The sequence below is a fragment of the Anaerobacillus sp. genome (assembly GCF_046314235.1).
Taxonomy (GTDB): domain Bacteria; phylum Bacillota; class Bacilli; order Bacillales; family Anaerobacillaceae; genus Anaerobacillus.
The window spans coordinates 39,328-63,660 of the sequence record NZ_JBKBWN010000007.1 but is presented as its reverse complement, the minus strand read 5'-3'; the positions used below and the strand labels follow the sequence as shown (position 1 = coordinate 63,660).

At 36.4% G+C, this 24,333-nt stretch carries 25 protein-coding genes and 1 pseudogene; 3 read left to right on the top strand and 23 right to left on the bottom strand.

What is annotated here, in order from left to right:
• Positions 1 to 7 precede the first annotated feature (7 nt).
• From ACK4M9_RS11520 to ACK4M9_RS11485, 8 genes are all read right to left on the bottom strand, one after another.
• Positions 8 to 781 carry an alpha/beta hydrolase family protein gene (locus ACK4M9_RS11520; protein ID WP_409850521.1) on the bottom strand — a complete coding sequence of 258 codons (774 nt, stop codon included), beginning with the start codon at positions 779 to 781 and terminating at the stop codon, positions 8 to 10.
• A gap of 325 nt (positions 782 to 1,106) precedes the next feature.
• Complete coding sequence (locus ACK4M9_RS11515) at positions 1,107 to 1,796, bottom strand: DUF1129 family protein (RefSeq protein WP_409850520.1); 690 nt, start codon at positions 1,794 to 1,796, stop codon at positions 1,107 to 1,109.
• Positions 1,774 to 2,121, bottom strand: coding sequence for a PadR family transcriptional regulator (locus ACK4M9_RS11510; protein ID WP_409850518.1), 348 nt, complete (start codon positions 2,119 to 2,121; stop codon positions 1,774 to 1,776). The genes ACK4M9_RS11515 and ACK4M9_RS11510 overlap by 23 nt, the downstream gene beginning before the upstream one ends.
• Positions 2,122 to 2,237: 116 nt before the next feature.
• Positions 2,238 to 3,689, bottom strand: coding sequence for a PASTA domain-containing protein (locus tag ACK4M9_RS11505; RefSeq protein ID WP_409850516.1), 1,452 nt, complete (start codon positions 3,687 to 3,689; stop codon positions 2,238 to 2,240).
• Positions 3,682 to 4,353, bottom strand: coding sequence for an ABC transporter ATP-binding protein (locus ACK4M9_RS11500; protein ID WP_409850514.1), 672 nt, complete (start codon positions 4,351 to 4,353; stop codon positions 3,682 to 3,684). The genes ACK4M9_RS11505 and ACK4M9_RS11500 overlap by 8 nt, the downstream gene beginning before the upstream one ends.
• Before the next feature lie 16 nt (positions 4,354 to 4,369).
• Positions 4,370 to 5,827: an ABC transporter permease gene (locus tag ACK4M9_RS11495; protein ID WP_409850512.1), complete on the bottom strand. Its 1,458-nt coding sequence runs from the start codon at positions 5,825 to 5,827 to the stop codon at positions 4,370 to 4,372.
• A 535-nt stretch (positions 5,828 to 6,362) separates the two neighbouring features.
• Positions 6,363 to 7,652 (bottom strand): DUF4179 domain-containing protein, encoded by a 1,290-nt coding sequence (locus tag ACK4M9_RS11490; protein WP_409850510.1) that lies wholly within the window; start codon positions 7,650 to 7,652, stop codon positions 6,363 to 6,365.
• On the bottom strand, positions 7,645 to 8,184 hold the full coding sequence (locus tag ACK4M9_RS11485; protein ID WP_409850508.1) for a sigma-70 family RNA polymerase sigma factor: 540 nt from the start codon (positions 8,182 to 8,184) through the stop codon (positions 7,645 to 7,647). The genes ACK4M9_RS11490 and ACK4M9_RS11485 overlap by 8 nt, the downstream gene beginning before the upstream one ends.
• A 192-nt stretch (positions 8,185 to 8,376) precedes the next feature.
• On the opposite strand from ACK4M9_RS11485, the gene ACK4M9_RS11480 reads away from it, so the two are divergent.
• Complete coding sequence (locus tag ACK4M9_RS11480; protein WP_409850506.1) at positions 8,377 to 8,658, top strand: hypothetical protein; 282 nt, start codon at positions 8,377 to 8,379, stop codon at positions 8,656 to 8,658.
• 107 nt (positions 8,659 to 8,765) lie between these two features.
• Here the strand turns inward: ACK4M9_RS11480 and truA are convergent, their stop codons facing one another.
• From truA to ACK4M9_RS11430, 10 genes and pseudogenes are all read right to left on the bottom strand, one after another.
• Positions 8,766 to 9,503, bottom strand: a complete 738-nt coding sequence (gene truA, locus ACK4M9_RS11475; RefSeq protein WP_409850870.1) for a tRNA pseudouridine(38-40) synthase TruA — start codon at positions 9,501 to 9,503, stop codon at positions 8,766 to 8,768.
• A gap of 53 nt (positions 9,504 to 9,556) precedes the next feature.
• Complete coding sequence (locus ACK4M9_RS11470) at positions 9,557 to 10,027, bottom strand: hypothetical protein (RefSeq protein ID WP_409850504.1); 471 nt, start codon at positions 10,025 to 10,027, stop codon at positions 9,557 to 9,559.
• A gap of 49 nt (positions 10,028 to 10,076) precedes the next feature.
• Positions 10,077 to 11,453, bottom strand: coding sequence for a 23S rRNA (uracil(1939)-C(5))-methyltransferase RlmD (gene rlmD, locus ACK4M9_RS11465; protein ID WP_409850868.1), 1,377 nt, complete (start codon positions 11,451 to 11,453; stop codon positions 10,077 to 10,079).
• Between the two features lie 238 nt (positions 11,454 to 11,691).
• Positions 11,692 to 12,150 carry a hypothetical protein gene (locus ACK4M9_RS11460; RefSeq protein WP_409850502.1) on the bottom strand — a complete coding sequence of 153 codons (459 nt, stop codon included), beginning with the start codon at positions 12,148 to 12,150 and terminating at the stop codon, positions 11,692 to 11,694.
• Positions 12,151 to 12,314: 164 nt separating this feature from the next.
• A pseudogene (locus ACK4M9_RS11455) lies at positions 12,315 to 12,907 on the bottom strand (nitroreductase family protein).
• 115 nt (positions 12,908 to 13,022) lie between these two features.
• The gene (locus tag ACK4M9_RS11450; protein WP_409850500.1) at positions 13,023 to 13,172 is read right to left on the bottom strand and encodes a lmo0937 family membrane protein; all 150 of its coding nucleotides are present in this window, start codon (positions 13,170 to 13,172) and stop codon (positions 13,023 to 13,025) included.
• A gap of 224 nt (positions 13,173 to 13,396) precedes the next feature.
• Positions 13,397 to 14,191, bottom strand: coding sequence for a hypothetical protein (locus ACK4M9_RS11445; RefSeq protein WP_409850498.1), 795 nt, complete (start codon positions 14,189 to 14,191; stop codon positions 13,397 to 13,399).
• Between the two features lies 1 nt (position 14,192).
• On the bottom strand, positions 14,193 to 14,729 hold the full coding sequence (locus tag ACK4M9_RS11440) for an RNA polymerase sigma factor (protein ID WP_409850496.1): 537 nt from the start codon (positions 14,727 to 14,729) through the stop codon (positions 14,193 to 14,195).
• Between the two features lie 276 nt (positions 14,730 to 15,005).
• Positions 15,006 to 15,227: a hypothetical protein gene (locus tag ACK4M9_RS11435; protein ID WP_409850494.1), complete on the bottom strand. Its 222-nt coding sequence runs from the start codon at positions 15,225 to 15,227 to the stop codon at positions 15,006 to 15,008.
• Positions 15,220 to 15,738 (bottom strand): hypothetical protein, encoded by a 519-nt coding sequence (locus tag ACK4M9_RS11430; protein ID WP_409850492.1) that lies wholly within the window; start codon positions 15,736 to 15,738, stop codon positions 15,220 to 15,222. Before ACK4M9_RS11430 ends, ACK4M9_RS11435 begins: the two co-directional genes overlap by 8 nt.
• Before the next feature lie 265 nt (positions 15,739 to 16,003).
• Here ACK4M9_RS11430 and ACK4M9_RS11425 point away from each other — a divergent pair, with 265 nt between their 5' ends.
• Positions 16,004 to 16,468, top strand: coding sequence for a hypothetical protein (locus tag ACK4M9_RS11425; protein ID WP_409850490.1), 465 nt, complete (start codon positions 16,004 to 16,006; stop codon positions 16,466 to 16,468).
• Positions 16,469 to 16,686: 218 nt separating this feature from the next.
• On the opposite strand, the gene ACK4M9_RS11420 is transcribed toward ACK4M9_RS11425, so the two are convergent.
• From ACK4M9_RS11420 to gatC, 4 genes are all read right to left on the bottom strand, one after another.
• Positions 16,687 to 17,601 carry a diacylglycerol kinase gene (locus ACK4M9_RS11420; RefSeq protein WP_409850488.1) on the bottom strand — a complete coding sequence of 305 codons (915 nt, stop codon included), beginning with the start codon at positions 17,599 to 17,601 and terminating at the stop codon, positions 16,687 to 16,689.
• A 133-nt stretch (positions 17,602 to 17,734) separates the two neighbouring features.
• Positions 17,735 to 19,168, bottom strand: a complete 1,434-nt coding sequence (gene gatB / locus ACK4M9_RS11415) for an Asp-tRNA(Asn)/Glu-tRNA(Gln) amidotransferase subunit GatB (protein WP_409850486.1) — start codon at positions 19,166 to 19,168, stop codon at positions 17,735 to 17,737.
• Between the two features lie 13 nt (positions 19,169 to 19,181).
• Entirely contained in the window at positions 19,182 to 20,639 is a 1,458-nt protein-coding gene (gatA, locus tag ACK4M9_RS11410; RefSeq protein ID WP_409850484.1) for an Asp-tRNA(Asn)/Glu-tRNA(Gln) amidotransferase subunit GatA, read from the bottom strand.
• Positions 20,640 to 20,653: 14 nt separating this feature from the next.
• Entirely contained in the window at positions 20,654 to 20,944 is a 291-nt protein-coding gene (gene gatC, locus ACK4M9_RS11405; protein WP_409850482.1) for an Asp-tRNA(Asn)/Glu-tRNA(Gln) amidotransferase subunit GatC, read from the bottom strand.
• Positions 20,945 to 21,302: 358 nt separating this feature from the next.
• Between gatC and ACK4M9_RS11400 the strand changes: the two genes are divergently transcribed.
• Positions 21,303 to 22,643: a methyl-accepting chemotaxis protein gene (locus ACK4M9_RS11400; RefSeq protein ID WP_409850480.1), complete on the top strand. Its 1,341-nt coding sequence runs from the start codon at positions 21,303 to 21,305 to the stop codon at positions 22,641 to 22,643.
• 139 nt (positions 22,644 to 22,782) lie between these two features.
• Here ACK4M9_RS11400 and floT read toward each other — a convergent pair whose 3' ends face one another.
• Positions 22,783 to 24,321 (bottom strand): flotillin lipid rafts scaffold protein FloT, encoded by a 1,539-nt coding sequence (gene floT / locus ACK4M9_RS11395; RefSeq protein ID WP_409850478.1) that lies wholly within the window; start codon positions 24,319 to 24,321, stop codon positions 22,783 to 22,785.
• Between the last annotated feature and the right edge of the window lie 12 nt (positions 24,322 to 24,333).

Sequence of the window (24,333 nt, the reverse complement as noted above, 5' to 3'; positions counted from 1 at the left end):
AAAACTCCTAAAGATACTTCTCAAACCACCCGATGGCACGTTCTATCATGTCATCACTGAAAAAATGAAATTCATCCGCAACATAAAATTCAAGCGGAGTGCCACTTTGATGATACCTTTCTTTCAAACGTTCATACAACCCTTCAGCATACTGATAGGGCACATCGTCATCCTTAGACGCATTGATCATAAGGAGCGGTCTGTTTTCCGTTGCAACTAAACTCTCGAATGGATCTAACCGTTTCGCAGTTTCTAAAAGTGCCAACTCAGCTAGTGTTTCAAATTGTAGTTCATTTTCTTTCTCCATACTGTATATTATTTGCTCGACGAAATTAGGTGACCCAATGATTGGAACGGCAACTTTCACTGAACGATTTCTTGTTAATGCATAATAACAAATCTTCGCTCCTAGAGACCCACCAGTGATCCCAATTCTTGAAGCGTCAATTCTTGGATCGTCGGAAAAGTGTTCGATGAGTGACTCTAAATCTAAATATGATGACTCCAAAATTCTGAAGATAGAATTTCCAATATCTGTGTCACTTTCAATACGTTCCATAAATCCGTTATAACGTGCACCGTGTTCACTAAGATCATAAGTGACAACACAAAACCCCTTTTGAGCGAGCTGCAATGCTAATGATGCACCCGAGTATTGATTGCAATTAAAGCCATGACTATAAATAACTAGCGGCCGTTTAGCGGCATCATCAGCTTTGGAGTAATAAAACATATAGGGAATTTCTCCCAAACGATTGACTTCTGTAATAATTTCCACCATCTTATACTTCTCTCCTTTATACTTACATTCATTTTTAGGATTATTAAATGTAAAAAATTTCATAATTACATTGATTATAATTTACTTTTATCGCTATACCCCTTCAAATTTTTGTCAAAAGCATGAAGATTGCTAGAAAATTTATATATAATTTTTTCAGCTCTCACTTGACTAATCAAAATAATTCCATATATTGGAATCTTCAAAAACTTGAGTTGACTCTACTAAATACGTTACTATAATAATAGGCAAGGCGTTATATCACACGAGGAGGCAAGGACTCTTCAAGTGGTATAACGCCTTTTTTCAATAATTAGTAATTATTTTAAACTTCTTCGTTGTCTAACTTATTCTTAATCATATTTGCAAACAGATACAAAACGATACCTATCACAATAATAACGAACATTGAAATCTCAACAACACGACCTACATCAGGAGTTACTAAAAAAATTACGAGAAACATACCAATAGATAACATCCCGTATACCCAAAAGAAAAAAAATTCTGCTATTTTATTAACCTTCTTAAAGCAAGCCCAACGTAAATATTGTAGAATGATATACAGTAAAATAAACGCGATCGGGATTGAAACGATCGTTTTAATTATTACTGATACGAGATGAAATTCTCTATATATCGCGCCAAAGTTAAAGACATAATGGCTAATGATACTAAATACTCCCGATAAGAACGTACTAACCCCAATAAAATATAAAATTCCCATGGTACTAAGGAGAAATCGTTCTTTCGTAATCATTTTTGGAAGTTCTCCAATAATTTCATCAGCATATGCTTTCGGATTATCCTCAAAAACATCTGTCGCGTTCTTTCCCTCTAGCTGTGCCTCTAATAAATGGTTAAGCATATCTGATAAGATCTCTTCCGTTTCAACTTCGGATTTATTATAAGAGAGACGTATATAGACCAACATCTCTTCATAATATTTACGATTTTCTTCTGATAACTGCTTGCGTTTCGCATTATTTATTTCAATCATCTCTTTTACATTCATTTTCATCCTCCTTTTTTAATAACAGATCAACTGGTTTTTTAATTTCGGTCCAATGGACTTGGAACTCCTCTAGCGCGTTTATTCCTTTCTCCGTAAGAAAGTAATATTTACGATCCGGTCCAGTTTGTGACTTGATTACTTCTCCTCTGATCAGTTTTTCTTTTTGAAGCCTTAATAATATTGGGTATATAGATCCTTCACTAACATCAAGTCCATAATTTTGAAGTTTCATTGAAAGTTCATAGCCGTAAACACTTTGACGTGAAATGATGGCAAGAATACATCCTTCTAGAATTCCTTTTAATAATTGACTTCGTATCGACAACTTCAACACCTACCTTGTTATACAAAATAGCATACCAAAAAAAACCCTACCTTGCAATGCATAATAGTAAAAAGTAAAAAAGCTTAACTTGCAGTAGCTACAAGTTAAGCTTTTGATTATTTGTCAGTATCAACCGGTTCTTCTTCAGTAGGTTCCTCAGTTACAGGTGGTTCCGGTTGAGCTGGTGGTTGAGCTTTATTATTACTAATTCTAATTTCAACTGTATAATTCATCGGAACAAATTCATTGTATTTGCTCATTCCGACTACAGTTCCTTTTGTCTCAGAAGAGTCAACAACCTTAACGGTGTATTTAATATTGGCGCCTTTTGATTGATACTCGTCATAAAACAAGCTTGGTAAGTCTCCTTCCAGTTGGCCGCGGAAATCCTTTAAATACGGACGTCCTTCTGAATAGATGACAGTAATATTAGTACTATCTTTATCCGTTAGCTTCGTACCTGCACTAATAGATTGCGAGATAAGACCACCATAAGGGACTTGTGAATGGAATTGCTTTTTAACTGTCACCATTAAATCTTCTTGGGCCATCGCTTCATCCATTGAAAGCGATCCAAAATTCGGAACAATAATCGCTCTTCCTAAAGAGACAACAACTTTCATCTTATCCATTTTTGCAACTTTTTCGTCAGGAGATACGCTTTGGCTCATAATCGTCTCAGCATCAACACTACTAGAGTTTTCTTCTTCGTAGGTCATTTCGATAGAGTTCGTTTCTGCCCATTGCTCTACCTCTGCTCTTGACTTACCTACAAAATTAGGCACCGTAATATTTTTTTCAAAGACTTCTTTCCCCCTTGAAAAATATATCGTTGCATTGTCTCTTCGACGATATTCAGCCTCAGTGACACTGCTATCTCTAAATACTAAGCGAATAAATTCTCCTTCTTGAATTTCATCGCTATATTCTGAAATAAAACTGATATTGTTTGCCTTATTTTCCTGGATCCAACTCTCAATCTCGTATCGATTCATTGCTGAAAAATCTGGAAGTGGAAGCATTTCTTCTGGATCAGGACCTTTACTACTAACAATACTGATCGTTTTACCTTTACGAATTTTTTCACCTGCAGTTATACTTTGAGAAAAAATTCGATTTGCTTCATATTCTGTACTAAATTCTTGTGTTAATTCTAGTTCTAGTTTATGATCCTTAGCCCAAGAACGTGCCTCAGATACCGGTTGATCCGTGAAATCTGGCACCTCAACATGAACCATATTATGGTAAATGAAGTAGATTACAACAATCGCTAAAAGCGCTCCAATAATAGTTAGCAATAATTTACGACGCTTCTTCTTTTGGTATGTTGGATCTATTTCTACTTCTTCTGTCGTTTCAATTCGACGACTTCCACTTGTAGGCGAATACCTAGTTTCAGTAGATGCCACTCCATTAGTACTATTTCCCTCAAGTGATCCTTGCTGAACATTATCAAGGTCAGCTTGTTGGTTCGTTTCAGGCTTTTCTTTTTCGCTTGACCCAGTTTTTTTATCGTCAACCAAATCGTTGTATTTATCTTTGTTAAATTTTGATAAAAAATCACTCATATGGAGTCAAACTTCCTTTCTTAAGACTGAAGGTTTGATCAGATTGTTGAGCAATTTCATTGGAATGGGTTACGACAATTACACATTTTTGATGTTCGTATGCTAACTTTTTGAAAATCTCGATAATTTCTTGTTCCATTTCCTCATCAAGGTTCCCAGTAGGTTCGTCCGCAAGAATTAACTCAACATTCGTTGCTAAAGCTCGGGCAATCGCAACACGTTGTTGTTCCCCCCCGGATAGTTTATTGACTAAGCGATCTGCTTTGCTTTTTCCAATACCGATGTAATCTAGTAAGTTATACGCAACAGACTTCTTATCCTCCGGAAGCTCATTTTCGGTAATCGACATTGGGAGTAATACGTTCTCTACTGCAGTAAACGTCGGAATTAAGTTATAGCTTTGAAAAATAATTCCGACATTATTGCGGCGATAATTCTCATAGCCAATTTGCTTTATATCTTTGCCATCAAACAATACCGTTCCACTTTGTGGAGTATCTAGTGCACTCAATAAAGCGAGTAACGTTGTTTTACCAGAACCAGATTGACCTAAAATCGTGTAAAATTTACCCTTTTCAAAAGCAACACTTGTATCTTTTAAGACGTAACGTCGGCTTTCACCGTCTTGATAGTAGTAGTTTAAATCTTTTGCCTCTAAGATCATCTTTATCACCTCTCTATTACATCATTATTTTCCTTGGATTTAAGCGTACAATATAAATTAACGGAATTATGGTTGATATTAGGATTGTTAAAAGGCCCACTCCAAAGAACATTAAGATATATTTTCCATCAAGTTTAACTTCGAACGATTCGACAACATCATCTGTTGTCACAGTAATTGAAGGGTCATAATATCTATATGGATCATTGAAATCATCACTTTGAGACTCAATCATTGTCCCTGATACCGCTTGTGCTAATAAGTTCCCTGTAACCAAGGAAAGTGTAATCCCAATTACGGCGATAACCATTACTTCAATAAGAATCTGTCCAACAACACGTCCACGGCGTTCACCTAATGATAAGTAAATGCCTAGTTCACGTTTGCGGTCACGTAAGAACAATAATACTACTAAGCCAATAATCAATATCGTTGCAATGACAGAAACTAGTAATACATACCCAGACAACTTAGACATCGACTTCATTGGTCCAGCAATACTATCATATTGATCTGTCGCTAAACGAACTGTGTAAAGTTCTGGTAACAATGGAACTACTTCTTCCTTGAATGCTTCACCATTTTCGGGATTATTCAACACATACATTGGAGTATAATAATTTGGATACTCTTCACTTTCCATTCGTTCTCTGAATTCATCATCAAGCTTCGCCCATTGTTCAAACTGATACTTCATTTCGCTTAAGACAACATCATTTGACACGTAGACAGTATTTTGAAGTTGGATATCCATATAATCAAACATGCCATCTTGCGACTGTTCACCATCTTCCTTTTTAAGTGTTGTCGGTTCAAACAATCCAATAATTTCTAAGACAAGATCACGTGAAGCAAATAGTTTGTCTTCAGTACCATCATATTCTCGATAATCGTAGACAGCGTTTGTTAATGCAAATGTATCGCCAACAAGAAGATTATTTTTATCTGCTAATTTCTTCGAGATGATAGCAGTGAGTGTACCATTTTCTATTTCTTCTGTGGTGAAGACGCGGCCATCAACTAATTTAGCCTTTTGTTCCTCAATATCTAGAACAGCAGGATAATTAATTCCTTTTAACATAAAATCCATACTCGGTCCATGAACCTCGTATTCAACACCCTCGCCCTGATAGCTTTTTAAACTATCAGAACCTAAGTGTGTGATCGTGTTGTAATCATAATATTTTACATATGATAGCTCACCAACTTGTTTAATCACGTCAAGTTCTAAAGGTTTAAACTCAAATTCCCATCGTTCTTCCTCGGGAAGCTTTTCCCAAGCCTCATAATCGATTTCAAGAGTTGCCGTAGCTCCAAGCCTCTCTTTGACCGTTTTTTCAACATTACCTGTTGCTTGTTGAATAGAGATTGCCCCTGAAATCAAATTCCCTAAAATAAAGATGACAGCTAGCAAAATTAATGATTTCCCTTTTTTCCTTACTACACTTAACAAGCCTCGTTTAATAAAATTCATCACAATCCTCCTCTTAATAAATCCATACCAATACTAAGTTTTTATGTATGTACGAGTACTTTTATACTAAGTACCGAAACAACTTCAACTATTATTAATATGTTCTATTATTCTCTTAATCTTTTATTAATTCATTATAGTGTTACAACCATACCCTTAGCAACCATATTTTGTATAATTTTTCTATAATTCGCCTTTTTATCCCCATTTCTTTCAACATGTTTTTTTCAAAAACGCCAAATAACGCTACAAATCGTTAAATCGGTGCATTCTATATGGTCTAAAAAAAGTAAGGTACTTAATAAGTCGTTATTTTTTGCAAAAAGTTACAAACCTATTTACTCTCAGTTGTACTGCAATAATCCAATAAGATAGACTGTCCCAAAAAAATGTCAGAAACCAATGAAAGTTCACTTTCATCAACACGGATGTAAATATGATCCACACAAAACATCCAACCGAAGAAAGTGAACTTTCCGGTAGATACTATTTACAGCGTAGAAACTTTTGGGACAGTCTCTAAACCTATATATACCTAATTAACTGGCATTTCTATCTTTATATTGTACGGTTTCATGTAGTGCATACCTTCGATGAGAATTTGTTCTGGTTCTTGCTTTGTTTCAAAAATAAGTGTACGATCTTTCATTAGTCGTCCATCTCGCTGCATAGTCTCTGTTTGTCTGATGATTGTTTTAAGCGGTATATGCTCGTTTTTGGTTTTTATCGACACGCCATCAAGCATCACATCTTCATCGGTTGCAATCCTAATCTCAACCCCTTTTTCTGTAACTGATACACCATTTATCCAGAGGTCTTTCCCACTAAGATTATAGGCAGTATCGAAACTAGAGTGTAGCGAAATCGATGTATTGAGCTGTTGGTATCCGGCAAATTCTTTAACAATGAGCTCCAATGAATTGAGCTCTTTTGGCAAAGCGTCATATTTAATATCGAATTTTGTCCCTGTAAATGAAGAGCCACTACTACTACCAAGTATTTCTACTGGCGCTCCATTAGCGATTAATTCAATTCCATGTAAGGCAAGATTAACTCGATCATAATTATCGACATTTACAGTGCCAGTAATAACGGTCATTGTAGGTGTTGCTTGCATGGACTTAAAGGATATCGTCCCTTGATCAACGGTTACTTTTTTCTTAATTGATTTCTTAATCGTTTTTTCCATGGCTTTATTTGGGTTATACGGAAACGTAATACTCTCTTCTTTCGAAACACCATTTTCTAACTGCTGCCAATAGTGAAGGGTTAATGTTTTTGAAAACGGACTAACCGCTTCAAAATCATAGGTCCCTTTAAGTTCAGTACCATCCTCACCCAGTATGGCAGTACCACTTGACCAATCTGCATCCGTAAAAAATCCAGTAATTTTTGATGGACGAAATAAGTTATAGTCGTAAGCATCCTCGATCCCATTACGATTCGTTAAGGTGTAATACAAAATCGTTCGATTAGCATCGGCCATGATCCCATTAATCGTTAGCTCTGTTCCATCCATTAACGTCGCTTGTTTACCAACAACTTGCCCCAAGCCTTCATCGTTCAACTCTTGTAAGGTGCCGTTAATTAGTTCATCAAAGCCTAATAATTTTTTACCATAGTAGGCAAAGGCATTGTAGTTATACCCAACAACCATCATAAAAAATATGGCGACAGCTGCTAACTTCCAGACCGGTAAAAACTGCTTAGGCTTACGCGTCTTATCTTGTAGCGCACTTCTTAATCTTGCTTCTAATTGTTCTGGTGCAGTCATGGTATCGATGAGCTTTTTCTGTTCTTCTAACCGTTTTTCAATGTTATTCATCGCCATTCCCTCCATATTGATCTTTTAGTTTCTTAAGCCCTTGAAAGATCCTCGATTTAACAGTTCCAATTGAAACATTTGTGATATCTGCTATTGTTTGGTAATCAAAATCATGAAAATATTTAAGCTGTATCGCTTCCTTTTGCGATTCATTTAAATGATTTAATAGCTGTTGAAGGTCAATTTGTTGCTCGCTCGTTTGATAAGGATTGGTTACAGGTCTTGCTTCTGCTTCAAGCTCCTGGTTCCACTCATCCATTAGTACTACTTTTTTACGTTTTCGAAGTATGCTTTTGCAACTATTCACTAAAATCGTTTTACTCCAACTATAAAAAGCTTCGTCTTTTTTTAATTGGTCAATTTTTTCGTAAAGTTTTACGATCATATCCTCCATGGCATCCATTGAATCATGTTCATTCCCCATATAAGTGAACGCAAGCTTATAGAATTCATCTTTTTTATTGAAGATTAATTGAAGTAACGCTTCTTTATTGCCTTTTTTCGCTTTTTTCACTAAGCGATACACTTCCATGACCTCACCTCTCTCCCTTATAAGAGTATTACTTATGATAAATAGTTCATTTTCTTCTTTCTTTTTTTACGAAAAAAAATTTTAGGCAATATCAATTAACGATTTCCCTGGTTCTATTCTCTAGCATTACAACATATCTATATAAAAATAACTGGTATTCTGTCGTTTAGGACAAACCAAGGGGTGTTTTTCATGAATAACGAAATTCAACTGACAGATCACGAGAAGAAATTGTACTGGCTTGGCGCATTCGTATTTGCCGTGTTAATTTTCATATCGTTCATTTTGGGATTTTTCGTTACTCCACTAAGACTGTTGCAATTTCGTTTGTTCGTTGTCGGTATTGGACTCGTCTATAATTTAACTATTTTTCTTTATTATCAATATTTCCTTAAGAAAAAGCCAGAGATCATTACGGATAAACGTAGTGATATTATCGTTTGGTTTAATGGAAGAGAGCTTGAAAGAATGTGACATAATGTTCTTGAGAAGTCAGCACAAAAAAAGGAGCCGAATGGCTCCTTTTCAGCTTAAAACGCTGCTTCTTTTTTTGCTATCACTACTACGATCCTGATGCTTACTTAAAAATTTATTCCCTCCAAGTGCAAACCAGCTGGCTCAGCAATTAGACCAGTTTGATTTCGTTCTTTCGATGCTAAAATTGTTGGAATCATTTCCGCTTCAATCTGGCCTAAACCTACTTCGATCAACGTTCCGACCATCTTGCGAACCATATTGTAAAGAAAACCATTACCACTCACTCGAATGTAGATAAATCCGGATCTTTCTTCAATTTCCAAGGCATGTATTTCTCGAACCATCGTCTTTTTCTTTGACTTAGCATTCGAATAGGCTGTAAAATCGTGCTCACCAATAAAAGCTTGGGCGGCTTTTTTCATGTTGGTTATATCTAACTTTTTTTCGACATGCATACTGTACTTACGCATGAATGGGTTTGTATAGTCCTCGTTCCAAATTTTATACAAATAGGTTTTATCCTTCGCGTTGTAGCGTGCATGGAAGCGTTCAGGTACTAAAGCCACCTCTGTGACACTAATATCTTGTGGCAAATATTTATTCAGATAATTTTTTATTTCGGCTTCAGATAGCTTCACGTTTAGTTTTACGTTAGCAATTTGCGCATAAGCATGGACACCAGCATCTGTTCTAGAGCAACCAATAATTTCGATTGGTCTACCCGCAAGCTCTGTTAAGACAGCTTCAATTTTCCCTTGGATTGTGTTTTCACCATTACCAAGTCGCTGCCACCCCTTATAGCGCCCACCATCATATTGAATTGTTAATTTATAATTGTTCATCATTTTCTCCTTCTATAAGTATCTCGATAACGTCGAGAAAACATAAAAAACGGTTACTTTAATAAGGACACTTTTTCTATTTTACATATCCACTTATAATACATCACTAAAATGATTAATAAGAAAGGGTCAATGAGTATTGAATACTCCAATTTCCACCAACCATAATTAAAGTACCCCCAAGGTTCTGGAAGTAATGCTATCACTTCATAGGCCACTATCGCTATCAACCAATAAAGAAAATACAAAGCTTTCTTCAATAATGTTGAGTTAAAAGGATACCAATTCAGAAACATCATATTTACAGGCGGAACTAGAACTGTCACAGGAAGAAAATCAAACAATCCAATCTCTTTATCGAAATACCAATAACCTTGATATTTATGGTCAATGTACCCATCAAAAAGCAATTGCAAAACAATAGTAAATGCCCAAATATGTACGATTTGATTTTTTGTAAGCCGTTTATTAGTAGTGAACGCAACTACATTAAAAAGAATAATAGCAAGTATAAGTCCGACCATAAGAAAAATCCTTTTTTGTTTATTATCCCCTATACGTCTTGTGCTATTCTTATTTCAACTCTATCAACGCGACTGTCTCAACGTGTGTTGTATGAGGGAACATGTCAACTGGCTGAACTTCTAAGGTTTTATAGCCACCGTCTTCTAACACTCGTAAGTCTCTCGCCAATGTCGCTGGGTTACATGACACATAAACGACTCGCTTCGGCTTCATTTTTATAATGGTTTCTAATAATGCCTCATCGCAGCCTTTTCGTGGTGGGTCAACGACGATACAATCGGCACGAATTCCTTGGGCATACCACCATGGGATTACTTTTTCAGCTTGGCCAACAGCAAAGTCAACGTTTTCCATGTGATTTAACTTTGCATTTCGTTTGGCATCGTCAATCGCCTCTGGAACAATTTCAACTCCATAGACATGTTTGGCTCGCTGCGCTAAAAATAACGAGATCGTTCCAATTCCACAATACGCATCAATAACTGTTTCCGAACCTGTTAAATCGGCGTATTGAAGTGCCTGATCGTAGAGCACTTTTGTTTGTTCTGGGTTCACTTGGTAAAAGGAGCGTGCTGAGATTGCGAATTTGACGTCTCCAATCGTGTCGTAAATGTACTCCTCACCTGATAAAACAACAGTTTCATCGCCAAAAATAACGTTTGTTCGTTTCGAATTTACATTTTGGACGATTGATGTAATATGAGGTATCCTTTCTTTTATTGCTTTAATCACTTCATTTTTATGAGGGATCTCTCGCGATTTGGTCACTAACACAACCATTAGTTGACCTGTATTAACCCCATAACGAGCCACAACATGGCGTAATGTGCCTCGATGATTTGCTTCGTCATAGCCACGAATACCATATTTAGTTGCTATTTCCCTGACTACTTGAACGACATGATCATTCTGTTCATGTTGAATTAAACAACGATCCATATCAATAATCTCATGGCTTCTTTCTTGGTAAAAGCCAGCAACTAATCCACCTTCACGATCTGCAAAAGGGACTTGAGCCTTGTTGCGATAGCGCCATGGATCACTCATCGCAAGAGTCGGATGAATGACAACATCAGTAATCTTCCCAATTCGTTCAAGGACGTCACGAACTTGTTTTTGTTTTTGTTTTAGCTGAGCTTCGTAGCTTAAATGTTGAAGCTGGCAGCCACCACATTGCTCAAAAATTGAACAAGCTGGTTCATCAATGCGATCTTCACTTTTTTTCACTACTTCTAATAATCTTCCGAAGCCATACCCTTTGTTTACTTTGATTACCTTTACTTTCGCCCGCTCACCTGGTAAAGCTTTCGGAATAAAAAGAGCATACCCGTCAATCTTAGCGACTCCTGCCCCTTCATGTGTGAGATCTTCGATTGTCACTTCAATGATCTCATTTTTTGCCACTGGTGTGTTTCCTTTTGACATTCGTCCAACTTCCTTTTCGTTCAATTTAACTAGTGTTGATTTTATCATAACCATACCGCCGTTGCGAATGCTATAAATCTTGCCCTCTGAAAAATAAGAAAACATAACGTAATACAGGATCTGTTTGGAGAGAAAAAGTGTTACCGTAAAATAAAATTAAAAACAATATAAAAATCGCACAGATTAACCTGTACGATTTCTCTAATATTGTTAAATCTCAAGCATAGATTTACTTTATTCACATTCTCTTATCAAAAAGATATTGTGCACCATAAAGGAAAGGTACTTTGCAGAACATATATATAAAGAATTGAAATTCACTAAACCTTTCTAACCTAGCAATTTTTATTTTTTTGAGGATACGGGTTAACACAAATGCAAAAAAACCATCTGCAGCAGCATTTACCAATATAAAATTCTTTATGTTTCCGTATGTTAATTTAAGTATCCAGATGGAACCGATTAGAAAAGGCCCCATACTAAAAAACAATTCATTCAGAACAAATTTGTTCGGATTAGAATAAAAGATCCACCACTTACGCTTTTGACCTATTTTTTCAGTGATCATTTCCAAAATTATAACGATAAATGCAGCTGGAAAAAAGCGTCTTATGTCTTTCTTTTCCAAAAGCAATAGTGATAACCAGGGTATTAGAAGCATGCCAATATTAAATATTAATTTTCTTTTTGATAACATAAGAAGCACCCCTTTACTTCTTATAGTTTTCCTTTACATATTCAATTATTCCACTAGCATTTCATATGCCGAAACATCATTTTAAATTTTCTAAGTTCCTCCCGATAACTAGATCTGTTAATGACTCCGATACTCTTTCAATTAGAACATCATTAATTAAACGTTTATTTAAAAACTTTAATACGTTCTTCTAATGGCATGAAATCCTTATCGCCAGCCTCTGCCACCTTTTTACCGAATGGCATTTGCGCGATTAGCTTCCAGTTTGAAGGTACATTCCACTCTTGCTTTACTTCATCATCAATAATAGGGTTGTAATGCTGAAGATTTGCTCCAAGACCTTCAATTTCTAGGGCTGTCCAAATCACGTATTGTAACATTCCGTTTGAATGCTCTGACCAACTGGAAAATTATCTTTATATAGCTCAAATTGTTTTTGTAGTCCTTCAACAACTGCTTGATCTTCAAAAAATAAGACAGTACCATACCCATTTTTAAAGCCATTCATTTTCTCCTCTGTTGCTGAAAAAGAATCTGCGGGGACAATTTTCCGCAATGTTTCTGTAGTAATATCCCAAAGCTTATTATGGTGCTCCCCTAATAAGACGACAACACGACCACTTTGCGAGTTAAATGATGATGGTGTATGCTTAACCGCATGATTAATCACTTCTTGAATTCGATCATCTGCTACGTCAATATCCTTACTAATTCCGTAAATAGATCTTCTTTTTTCTACTGCTGAATAAAAATCCATAGTTATTTCCTCCTTCTATGTAATACTACTTCCGTAGTTTGGCTTTTTCCATTGTAATTTATGTAAGCTGGTGGCTCATTCAAGAGCCTGTACACCTCGTTATTTTTATACCTTTCTAGAATGGTCTACGCCCCTGAATAATACGAATTAGCATCATTGCAATAGCAATAACTAACAATAGGTGTATAAAGCCTCCAAAGAGATTACCCGAAACAAATCCGAATAGCCACATGATCAAAAGGATTGTAAATATCGTCCAAAGCATTTGCAAACACTCCTTTAAACGTTCTGTATCAGAACAGATATTTTTTCTTAGAAAGTTTGTCTTGCTGAAATAATTACCCGTGATTATAAGATTGCAAACATTTTATTTGAAAGTTAAAACCTTTTTCATACCTTATATTGATAGTCACAGGTATTTTCTAGCCTTTTGTAAGACAAGTAAAAAAGAGTAGAGAAATAACTCCCTACCCTTTTTATATCCATGACTTATTCTTCTGTATTTTCTAAGATTGTAAAATCTTTTAACATTTGATTAAATCTTGCCCCATGACCTTCTGAAGCTTCAAGGAAGTAATTTTGTTGGATGATAAAGCTTCCTTCTTTTTCATTTGAGACAATATACACTTGTGTAACTAGGCTATCCCATTCATCACCATCAATTGCAGATATCAGTAGGCCGTCGATTGGATTTGTGACCACTTCAACTTCCTTCACTGTTGCAAATGATTTTTTTAATTCTGCAGAAATTTCTGCTGCAAGTTCTATTGGTGTTTTGTCAGCTACTTGTTGAATAGTCATTGAAACTTCTGGATACATATCGTCTAACTTTTCTTTTAAGACAATTCTGTCTAAGCTTTCTTCTTCGATTAACGTATATCTTTCTTCATCAATATAGATAATGTAGCCTGCCTTCCCTTCATTCAAAATGACCTCTTGCTCTTCTGGCATGCCTTCGATTTCCCGAACAACTTGCTTCTCAGGTGCAAATAATTCTTTCACATTATTTACAAACGCCTGACCAGTATCGGTAGCAGTCGTAAAAATTCCAATCAAAACAGCTGCTGCAATCGATCCTGTTAACCAGCTCTTTGACTTACGTTTAGTTGGCTCTAGTTTCATCTGTTTCGCCTCCATGTGCGTAACGTTGTTTCTTGTTGACTCTTCTCCTAAAGCTAATCTACTTTCGATATTTTTCCAAAGATCTTCTTTCTGTTTCGAAGTATGATCTGTATTTTTTAATAAACTTTCTTTAATTTCTTTATCTACATGCTTATCGTCCATTTTAATTCGCCTCCTCTTTCGCCTCTAAAAACTGTTTCAGCTTTTGTCTTCCTTTAAATAATCTAGATTTGATTGTGTTTAAATTTTCCTCTAGAATGTTTGCAATTTCTTGTTCCTTAAATCCATTTAAGTATTTCAAGACGATTGGTATTCGATTATGAGGTTCTAGTGCACCAATCGCCTGATACAAATCCTCATAATCAACTGACTGCTGGTTATCTATTTCTGTTTTTGCTTGTTGCCGTTCAATGATTTCTCCGACACTAACTACCTTTGAGTTTTTTTTCAAAATGCGATTACATTCATTTAAAAGAATTTTATAAAACCATGGTTTGAACGGCCGATCCTCTTGATATAAATGGATATTTTGATAGACACGGACAAATGTTTCTTGTACAGCATCAGCTGAGTGCGTTGCATTGCGGTTCATCACTACCGTAGCAACACGAATTGCATAGTCATAGTACAGATCATATAACTCTCTAAAGGCACTGTTATCACCGTTTTGGATTTTCTTAATAATTTCTACATCCTTCAATCTGTCCACTCCTTTCGCTTTGTCGCTTATTCTTTTACTTTATATACCTAACTAAGGACGAAAAAGTTTTCGAAAACAAAAAATATATTTTTATGTATCGGAAATAACGGTATGACTATCCCTGTAGAACTGCTAGAGAATCGTAATGATAGCCGAAAGTAAACAATGAATTACATGTTTCGCTTTCAATATTGATTATTAACATAATTAACCACGTTCTAAGACACTTACTTAAATCCTACGTTTAGTCCTGTTCAATTAAAGAAAGCTAGAGGGTTATTTCTCCTCTAGCTTTAGTTTTTCTATTATTTTCTTTTGGTCTTTCCTTATTTCTTCTAGAAGTTTCATTTGTTGGTCTTGTCTCTCTAAAGCAGAATTAGTTAAATTATCTACGTATTGCTGGTTTGCTTTTTTTACCTCTTTCAATTTAATTGATAAGAAAAGTCCAAGTGAAGAAAGAAAAATAAGTGCTAACAATCCATAAGGAATTTCAGTCATTCGTAATCTCCTCCAATTCTGGCATTTCAACTAACATTAGTCTATCTCCCATATGCGCCCAAATAAAATCCCATTCTATTATTTTGGTGTGACCATCTTTTTCTACAAGGGTTTGAATCGTTACATAATAAGTATCAAATGAATATTTTTCTCCCTCAGAACTCCCTCTTTGTTTCCCTTTGTCTATGTCTTTTAATTCAACAGTATCTATATAGACTCTAATTAAATTATATTCTCTCATTTCGGAGATTAATTTTACTACTAAGTTATGAGATTGTTTGTTAGGGATTTCTGAAAAAAACTCACTATAAATAGTTGTGGTTGATTCTGTATAAATATCATTTATAAATCTTTCGGAACGAACCAGAACTTTTTCTTTGTCTTCCTCAGTTACAAAACCACCAACAAAAAAATAAACAAAGACATAAATAAGAAGAGACATCAAGGACAATCCAAGAATGACACTAAAGGTTAGCGGTAAAAACTTGTATGTAGTATTTTTGTGTGCCAAGAAAACTACCCCCAATTTTTAATTGATTTTACCATATTTAAGTAATTAAAAACATAAAAAAAATACGAGAATAAATCCCGCTTTTTATTAAGAATGTAAGTTAACAAAGCAAAGAATTCACTTCCGAGTTTAGCTGCAACACCTGACATCGCTAATCCTCCGGCAAAGATGGATGCGACCACATATAACTGTGGGTTACTTTTCTAATTTATAGTTAATATTTTCAAAAAATCTACACAAGCTAGACGCAAAGGGGTGAAGAGTAATGAAACAGTGGAGATTATTCTTAATTGCTATGATGACAGTACCGTGGTTGAGTGTCCCTTTCTTAGGGAAACAATCGTTGAAAAGATTTTTTCCAGCTTCGATGATTATGTCACTCATCGTTGTAATTGAAAGTTATATCGCCAGAAAACGAACTTGGTGGTGGGTATATAAAAACCTTTTCCCAAAAGTAATTGGTGAAATCCCACTTATATTAGGACCATTTTTAGTTGGCAGTCTCTGGGTATTAAAAGCTACATATCGAAAGTTCTTTCTGTTTGTCATCTTAAATTCAATCGTTCATTTAATATTTGCCTACCCTGGTATGGATTTGTTTAAAAAAATGGGTCTTGGATCAACCGTGCGACTGAAACGTTGGCAATTAATGATGCTCTTCTTTTTTAAATCGTTCCTGTTGTACGGACTACAAAATATTTTCGAAAAAATGCGAAAACAAGCTGTTTAATCATCAAAAAAATCAACTGACTCTTCAGTTGATTTTTCTATTATTTGGGTGCCAGGCACCGATTTTTTTGGTGCCTGGCACCCTATGATATCTCCTGAAAAATCTCCGTCCCTCGTAAACCCTGAAGTGGTTTAGTAAAAACAAAACCATGGTGATTTCTTTATCTGAAATTACCATGGCTTTTAATGTTATTAGGTTATACTAGTATTTTTAAGTGATTATGTTCCTAAGTATTTTCTCATCTGCTTCTCTGGAACAAGCATTTGCAGATGATGTCTTAAGTTGACAAACTCACTTGGGAGCATTCCACCATATTCACCATCCAAATTTAAATGAACAACTTCATCTACGAAAACTTTAATCCGATTTGCCTGGACATAAACGACAGCAGGATCATTAAGGTGATCACCACGGACAGCTGCACTTGCAACACGAACAAAGTCTGCCAAGCTTGTTTTCTTTAAGATAAGGAGGTCAAACATACCGTCATTCAATGAGGCCCCTGGTGCCAGTCTTTCAAAGCCACCTACCGAATTCGTATTGGAAACGAGAAAGAGCATAATTTCGCCTTCGAACAATTTACCGTCATACTCAATTCTCACATTGACAGGATGTATTTTAGGGAGTTTTTCAATTCCCTTTGCATAATATGCAAGCTGACCGATCATTGTTTTCAGTTTACTAGGGACTTCATACGTAAGCTCTGTTAACGTACCACCACCAGCAATGTTAATAAAAAATTGATCTCCAACTTTACCAATATCGATTGGCATTTCATAGCCATTACATATCACATCACAAGCAGCTTCGATTGTTGACCTCGGCACTTCAATCGCCCTTGCAAAATCATTTGTTGTACCTGCAGGAATAATCCCTAGCTTCGGTCGATATGGTAGTTCAGCTAAACCATTAACTACCTCATTAATTGTGCCATCGCCTCCAGCCGCGATGACGAGGTCGAAACCTCTCTCTGCAGCAAGTCTCGCTGCCCTCTTTGCACAATCTTTTCCTGTTGTCGCATGGGCTGACGCCTCATAGCCAACACCTTCAAGTCTATCTAATATATAAGGTAGTTGCCGCTTAACGTGCTCCCTACCAGCTGAAGGATTATAAATTAAACGTGCCCGTTTCATAAAAAACGTCCCCTTTAGTATTCATCTTATAAATTCCATCATTTAACATGTACAACTTATATTTTAACTGATCGAACAGAATATGAAAAGGATTAGCACCAAAAGAAAAAAGGTGCGTGGCACCTTTTTAAAGTTATCTTGTTTTAATCTCTTCTAGTAAGATCTGATTTACCAATTGTGGATTGGCTTTGCCTCTTGAGGCTTTCATCACTTGTCCCACTAAGAAGCCTATTGCTTTTTCTTTCCCGGCTTTGAAATCATCAATCGAAGGCTGATTTTGGTCTAGAATACCCATAATCATTTTGCGAATTTCACCTTCATCTGAGATTTGCACTAGACCTTTTTCCTTAACAATTGTTTCAGGGTTGCCGCCTTTCTCAATCAACTCTTTAAAGACATCTTTGGCAATCTTGTTAGAAATTGTTCCTTTTTCAATAAGGGCGATCATTTGTGCTAAAGCCTCAGGAGTTAACGGAACATCGCCGATTTCTTTGTCAGCTGCTTTTAAATAGGCATTCACTTCACCCATTAACCAGTTCGTAAGTAGCTTAGGCGAGGCGTCATACGTTAAGCCTACTTCAAAAAACTCAGCCATTGCCTTAGATTGTGTAAGTACTCCAGCGTCATAGCTCGATAAGCCCAATTGGCTCATATAGCGTTGTTGACGCGCATCAGGAAGCTCAGGGATTGTTGCTCTAACTCGTTCCTTCCAGGCTTCATCAATATGAAAGTCAACTAAATCAGGATCTGGGAAGTAACGATAATCATCTGAACCTTCTTTGACGCGCATTAAAATTGTCTTTTTATTTACATCATCCCATCGTCGTGTTTCCTGTTGAATTTCTCCACCTGAATTTAAAACTTCAGCTTGGCGAATTTCTTCATAAGCTAACCCTTTTTGCACATGGGCAAAAGAGTTTAAGTTTTTAATTTCTGCCTTCGTGCCAAACTCTTCTTGTCCCACTGGACGTAAAGAAACGTTGGCATCGCACCGAAGCGACCCTTCTTCCATACGGCAATCAGATACCTCTGTATAGAGCAGAATTGCTTTTAGCTTTTCAAGGTACGCATACGCTTCTTCAGGCGTGCGAATATCCGGTTCAGACACAATTTCAATTAACGGTGTACCAACACGGTTAAAGTCTACTAGCGAATAATCACCATATTCTGAGTGGGTGAGCTTGCCAGCATCTTCTTCTAAATGAATTCTTGTAATACCAATTCGTTTTTTCTCGCCGTTGACTTCAATATCAATCCAACCATGCTCACCAATCGGCTTATCAAACTGCGATATTTGGTAGGCCTTGGGGCTATCTGGGTAAAAGTAATTTTTTCGGTCAAACTTTGTTATTGAGGCAATTTCACAATTTAGTGCCATTGCCGCCTTCATACCAAACTCCACTGCTTGTTTATTTAACACGGGTAGTACACCTGGGTGACCTAAACAAATCGGACAAGTCTGACTGTTAGGTGGCGCTCCAAACTCCGTAGAACAACCACAAAAGATTTTCGTATTCGTTTTAAGTTCAACGTGGACTTCTAATCCAACAACCGTTTCAAAGTTCATGCTTTTCCCTCCCTTACAATTGTGGTTTCGCCTGATGATGTACTGTCGCTTGCTCAAAAGCATGTGCTACACGATACACCGTAGACTCATCAAAATGTTTTCCGATAATTTGCAAGCCAACAGGTAAGCCATTTGACAGCCCACAAGGAACAGAAATAGCTGGAACGCCTGCTAAGTTTACAGGAATCGTTAAAATATCATTTGCGTACATTGTAAGTGGATCTTTCGTCTTTTCACCAATTTTAAACGCTGTTGTTGGTGCTGTCGGACCAATAATCACATCAAACGTGGAAAGTACGTCATCAAAATCTTTTTTAATTAATGTCCGGACTTGCTGTGCTTTTTTATAATAAGCATCATAATACCCAGAACTTAACGCAAACGTTCCAAGCATAATACGACGTTTAACTTCATTGCCAAAGCCTTGGCTACGACTCTCTTTATACATTTCAATTAAATTTTTATCATTGTCTGAGCGAACTCCATATCGAACTCCGTCAAAGCGCGCTAAGTTAGCTGATGCTTCTGATGAAGAAAGTAAGTAGTATGTAGCTACAGCATATTTAGAGTGTGGCAGCGATACTTCTTCCCATGTTGCTCCTAGACCCTCTAATACCTTTAATGCCTCTAGCACTTTTTGTCGAACATCTTCATTTACACCTTCAGCTAAATATTCCTTTGGCACTGCAATTCTCAAGCCTTGAACATTACCAGTAAAACTAGATAAATAGTCAGGTACATCAATATTAGCACTTGTTGAATCCATATTGTCATAGCCTGCGATGACTTGCATTAAATAAGCATTATCTTCAACAGTTCTTGTAATAGGACCAATTTGGTCAAGTGAAGATGCAAAAGCAACAAGTCCAAAACGAGAAACTCGTCCGTATGTTGGTTTTAAACCGACTACTCCACAATATGATGCTGGTTGACGGACTGAACCGCCCGTATCGCTACCTAATGAAAATAAAACTTCTCCAGCTGCAACAGAAGCTGCCGACCCACCACTAGAGCCACCTGGAACATGGTCAAGATTCCAAGGATTTCTCGTTTGAAAGAAACCGGAGTTTTCTGTAGAAGACCCCATCGCAAACTCGTCCATATTCAATTTACCGATCATAATCGCTTCTGAGGAACGAATTTTCCCCATAACTGTTGCATTGTGAACTGGTTCAAAGTTCCCTAAAATTTTACTCGCACATGTTGTTTTCAGGCCTTTTGTGACAATGTTATCTTTAATCCCAATTGGAAGACCATATAAGAGCCCTTTTTCTACTTTTCCGACTAACGCCTCATCTAGTTGCTTTGCGTAATTACGCGCATTCTCCTCATCAAGGGTAATAAATGCCTTCACTTTGTCATCTACTTGGGCAATTCGCTTATATGATGCATCGACTAGTTCCGTAACCGTTATTTCTTTTTCCCGTAACTGTTTATGTATTGCTTGGACACTTTGTTCAATTAATGACAACGACAAAACCCCCTTTACTCCATAATAGATGGAACTTTTACTTGTCCATCTTGTTCGTCTGGTGCATTCTTTAATGCATCTTCTCTTTTTAATGATTCTCTTACAACATCTTCTCTTAGAACATTTTTAATATCTAGGACATGTGTTGTCGGTTCAATTCCCGCTGTATCTAACTCATTAAGTTGCTCGGCAAACCCAATAATTGCATCAAGCTGTTCTGTAAAAAGCTCAACTTCTTCTTGCGATACTGAAAGGCGTGCTAAGTGAGCGACGTGCTTTACTTGTTCTTTTGTAATTCGAGCCATAATCCCACCTCCGTAATTTATTCACTTTACCATTTTTCGCAATAAATAGATAATACCAAACAAAAGGCTTTAATTCAATAAAGCCTCGAGATAACAAAATTAATTAAACGATTGATTGATTAAATTAACATTTACAATTGATTATGTAAATCAATTACCCCCATTCTGAATGTATAATTTTAGGTCTACTATTATTTTGCCATTACTAATAACCTCTCGATCCCCTGTAAAATCTTTATATTAATTTATTTGTCGAAAATTAACATTTTCCGTGCGAAATAAGCTATTCTAATTTCGTTAGATTGTGGTAAAGTATGTGTATATTGCGATAATTGACGAATCCAAGAGGAGAGTTAACATGTTTACTAAAAAAATTGACTTTTCATCATTTACAAACATTAACACTGAGAGCTACATTAGCGAAAATGAGGTAGTGAATAACAGGATTAAGTTTTATCAGATAACAGACGAAGATGTATTATTAATGGAAGAAGCTAGTGAATGGATTGTTAAATATGAAGATGAGATTGTAAATAAATATCAAGCCGTTCTATCATTGTTTCCGGGTGTTGATCAGTTTATGGCTGAACACAACCTCATTGAGCATTTTCGTTCCTATATTCGTAGTTTTAAAGAAAAGCCTTTTACTTCAAAGTACTTAGAAGCACGCAAAGAACGTGGGCGTTATTTAAAATCAATCAATGCAACCCCGGACTGGTGTACTGGAAGTGAAATTCGCATTACAGAGTTTGTAACTCCAATTCTTGTCGATAAATATCGGTCAAAACCACAAAAATTAGCAAAGATGCTTCTTGCTTTGCAAAAGATATTTGCAGTTGATGCTCAATGTGCTTTAGACGGTTTCCATGAAAAAGCCGATAAAGAAATGAAGGAAACGATCACTTCAATAGTCTCGGCAGTATCACAAGAACAACAAATTCAAGAGGTTCTAGATGCAACTGAAAACGCCCTCCAAACTAGTGAAGGTGTAATAATTGTAAGTGATGAAATGTCGCAATCAATTAGCTCTATTTCAGTAAATGTTATAAATGTTGCCACGAAAGCTGAAACAATGACAAAAGCAACCGAAGCCGGAAAAATTAAAATTGAACAAATTATTCAAGACTTTTTGGATGTATCTAGGGAAACGGTAGCTACCAATTCTAGAGTCAAAAATTTACTCGACCAGATGAAAAATATGAGACAAATTGTAGAACTAATCGAGTCAATTGCTGCACAAACTAATTTACTTGCTTTAAATGCCTCAATTGAGGCGGCAAGAGCTGGAGATGCAGGACTTGGTTTTAGTGTTGTTGCTAACGAAGTCCGTAAATTAGCTGAGCAAACCTCTACATCAGTAGGTCATATTAACGAATCACTCCAACTAATTGAAACAGAGATAGAAAACTTCCATCAAAAATCACAAGAAACAACTGATCAAATTGAAAAAACAGTCTCTTCAGCAGATGAAGCTACCCTTACATTGACAAGCTTGTTAACACAGATCACTTCGATGAACGATGATATTACAGACATTTCTTCAATCATCGAAAAACAAGCAATGGCTACTGCAGATACTTATGAAAAGCTAAACGAGATTGTAAGAAGTGTAAATAGAGTTCAATCTGAAACGAGAGAATTAGAAAGTAATATTTCTGAAATGAAACATAAAATTACTGAAGTTTCATTAAATCTTTAAATTATTTTGCTATTAGTAATCAAAAACAGGAGCCGCCTGATCGTTCAATGAACTCTCAGGCGGCTCCTGTTTTTATGCAAGTAAATCACTCGGACTTTCACCACTGAAAAAAGCCAGCATTCATGCCGGCTTATTCAACTTACTCTTCTATTTTTTTCTCTAAAGAGGAACTCTTAGACGCTGCCAATTCATTTGAAAGTTGATCAATACTTGCTCTTACATTCGCTTTCCCTGAGAAGTTCTCAATTAACTCTTTTACATCAATTCCTGAAGATGCCTTTAAAGATTCTTGCAACGTTGACATTAGGTTTGTTGCATAACCTGTCACTTTATTAGCACCACCGTTTTCACCACTTGAACCTGTATCAACAATTGTAATCTTATCGATATTTGATAACGGACTTGCAACTTCTCTCGCATAAGTAGGAAGCATTTCTAAAATCATATCTAGCATTGCTGCTTGACCGTACTTCTCATAAGCTTCAGCAATTTTTTCTTTAGCCTCTGCTTCAGCAAGACCTTTCAAGCGAATAACTTCAGCTTCTGTTTCACCCTTCGCTCTTTCAGCTGCAGCTTTCGCTGTACCATCAAGACGAATTTTTTCAGCTTCGGCTTTCGCCATTGCTTCAATACGGTATTTGTGCGCATCTGCTTCAGTAAATTGTTTTGTTTTATCTGCTTCAGCTGCCTGCTCGACTGCATAACGATCGGCATCTGCCTTTTTCTTCACTTCTGAATCATATTGCTTCTCACGTCTAAGAATCTCTTTTTCTTCTAATTCAATTTGCTTTTGACGCTCGATAATTTGAATTTGCATTTGTTGTTCCATTACTTCTTGTTTCGAACGAGCTTCCTCTAGATGGTACGCTTGGTCAGCTCGGGCTTTTGCTACATCTTGTTCTCTACGGAACTCGGCAACTTTTAATTTATTCACCTTTTCTGCTTCAGCAATTTCCGTTGCTCTTTCCAATTCAGCACGTTTTGCTTCTTTGTCAGCTTCAGCACGCTTAATTCTTGTTTCTTTATCAGCATCTGCGGTTGCAATGTCCGCGTCACGCTTGACTTGGGAAATACGTGCCTTACCTAATGACTCTAAGTAACCATTTTTATCGCGAACATCTTTAATTGTAAATGAAACAATGACAAGACCCATTTTAGCTAAATCCTGTGATGCAACACGTTGTACTTCTTGCGAGAATTTCTCACGATTTTTGTAGATCTCTTCAACCGTTAACGAACCTAAAATTGATCGTAAATGACCTTCCAACACTTCTTTTGCTTCATTTTCACGGTCTGCTTTTGTTTTACCTAAAAATTGCTCAGCAGCTGTGGCAATTTCTCCAATTGATCCACCAATTTTAATGATCGCTGTTCCATCAGCCATAACAGGTACACCCTGCTCTGTGTAAACCTCAGGAGTAGAAACATCAATTTTACTAGATAATAGACTTAACGATGCACTTTGATGGAATACCGGAAATACAAATGTACCACCACCGCGAACGATTTTTATCTTGTTTCCGGACTCATCAATATTAACATTCTTTCCACCTAAATAACTACCAGTTACAATCAGCGCCTCGTCTGGGCCAACTGTACGATACTTCGTTACAAATACACCAATAAGAGCTAAAATTAAAAATGCTACTATACCTACTACAATATAAATTAAATCCATAATAACCTCCAC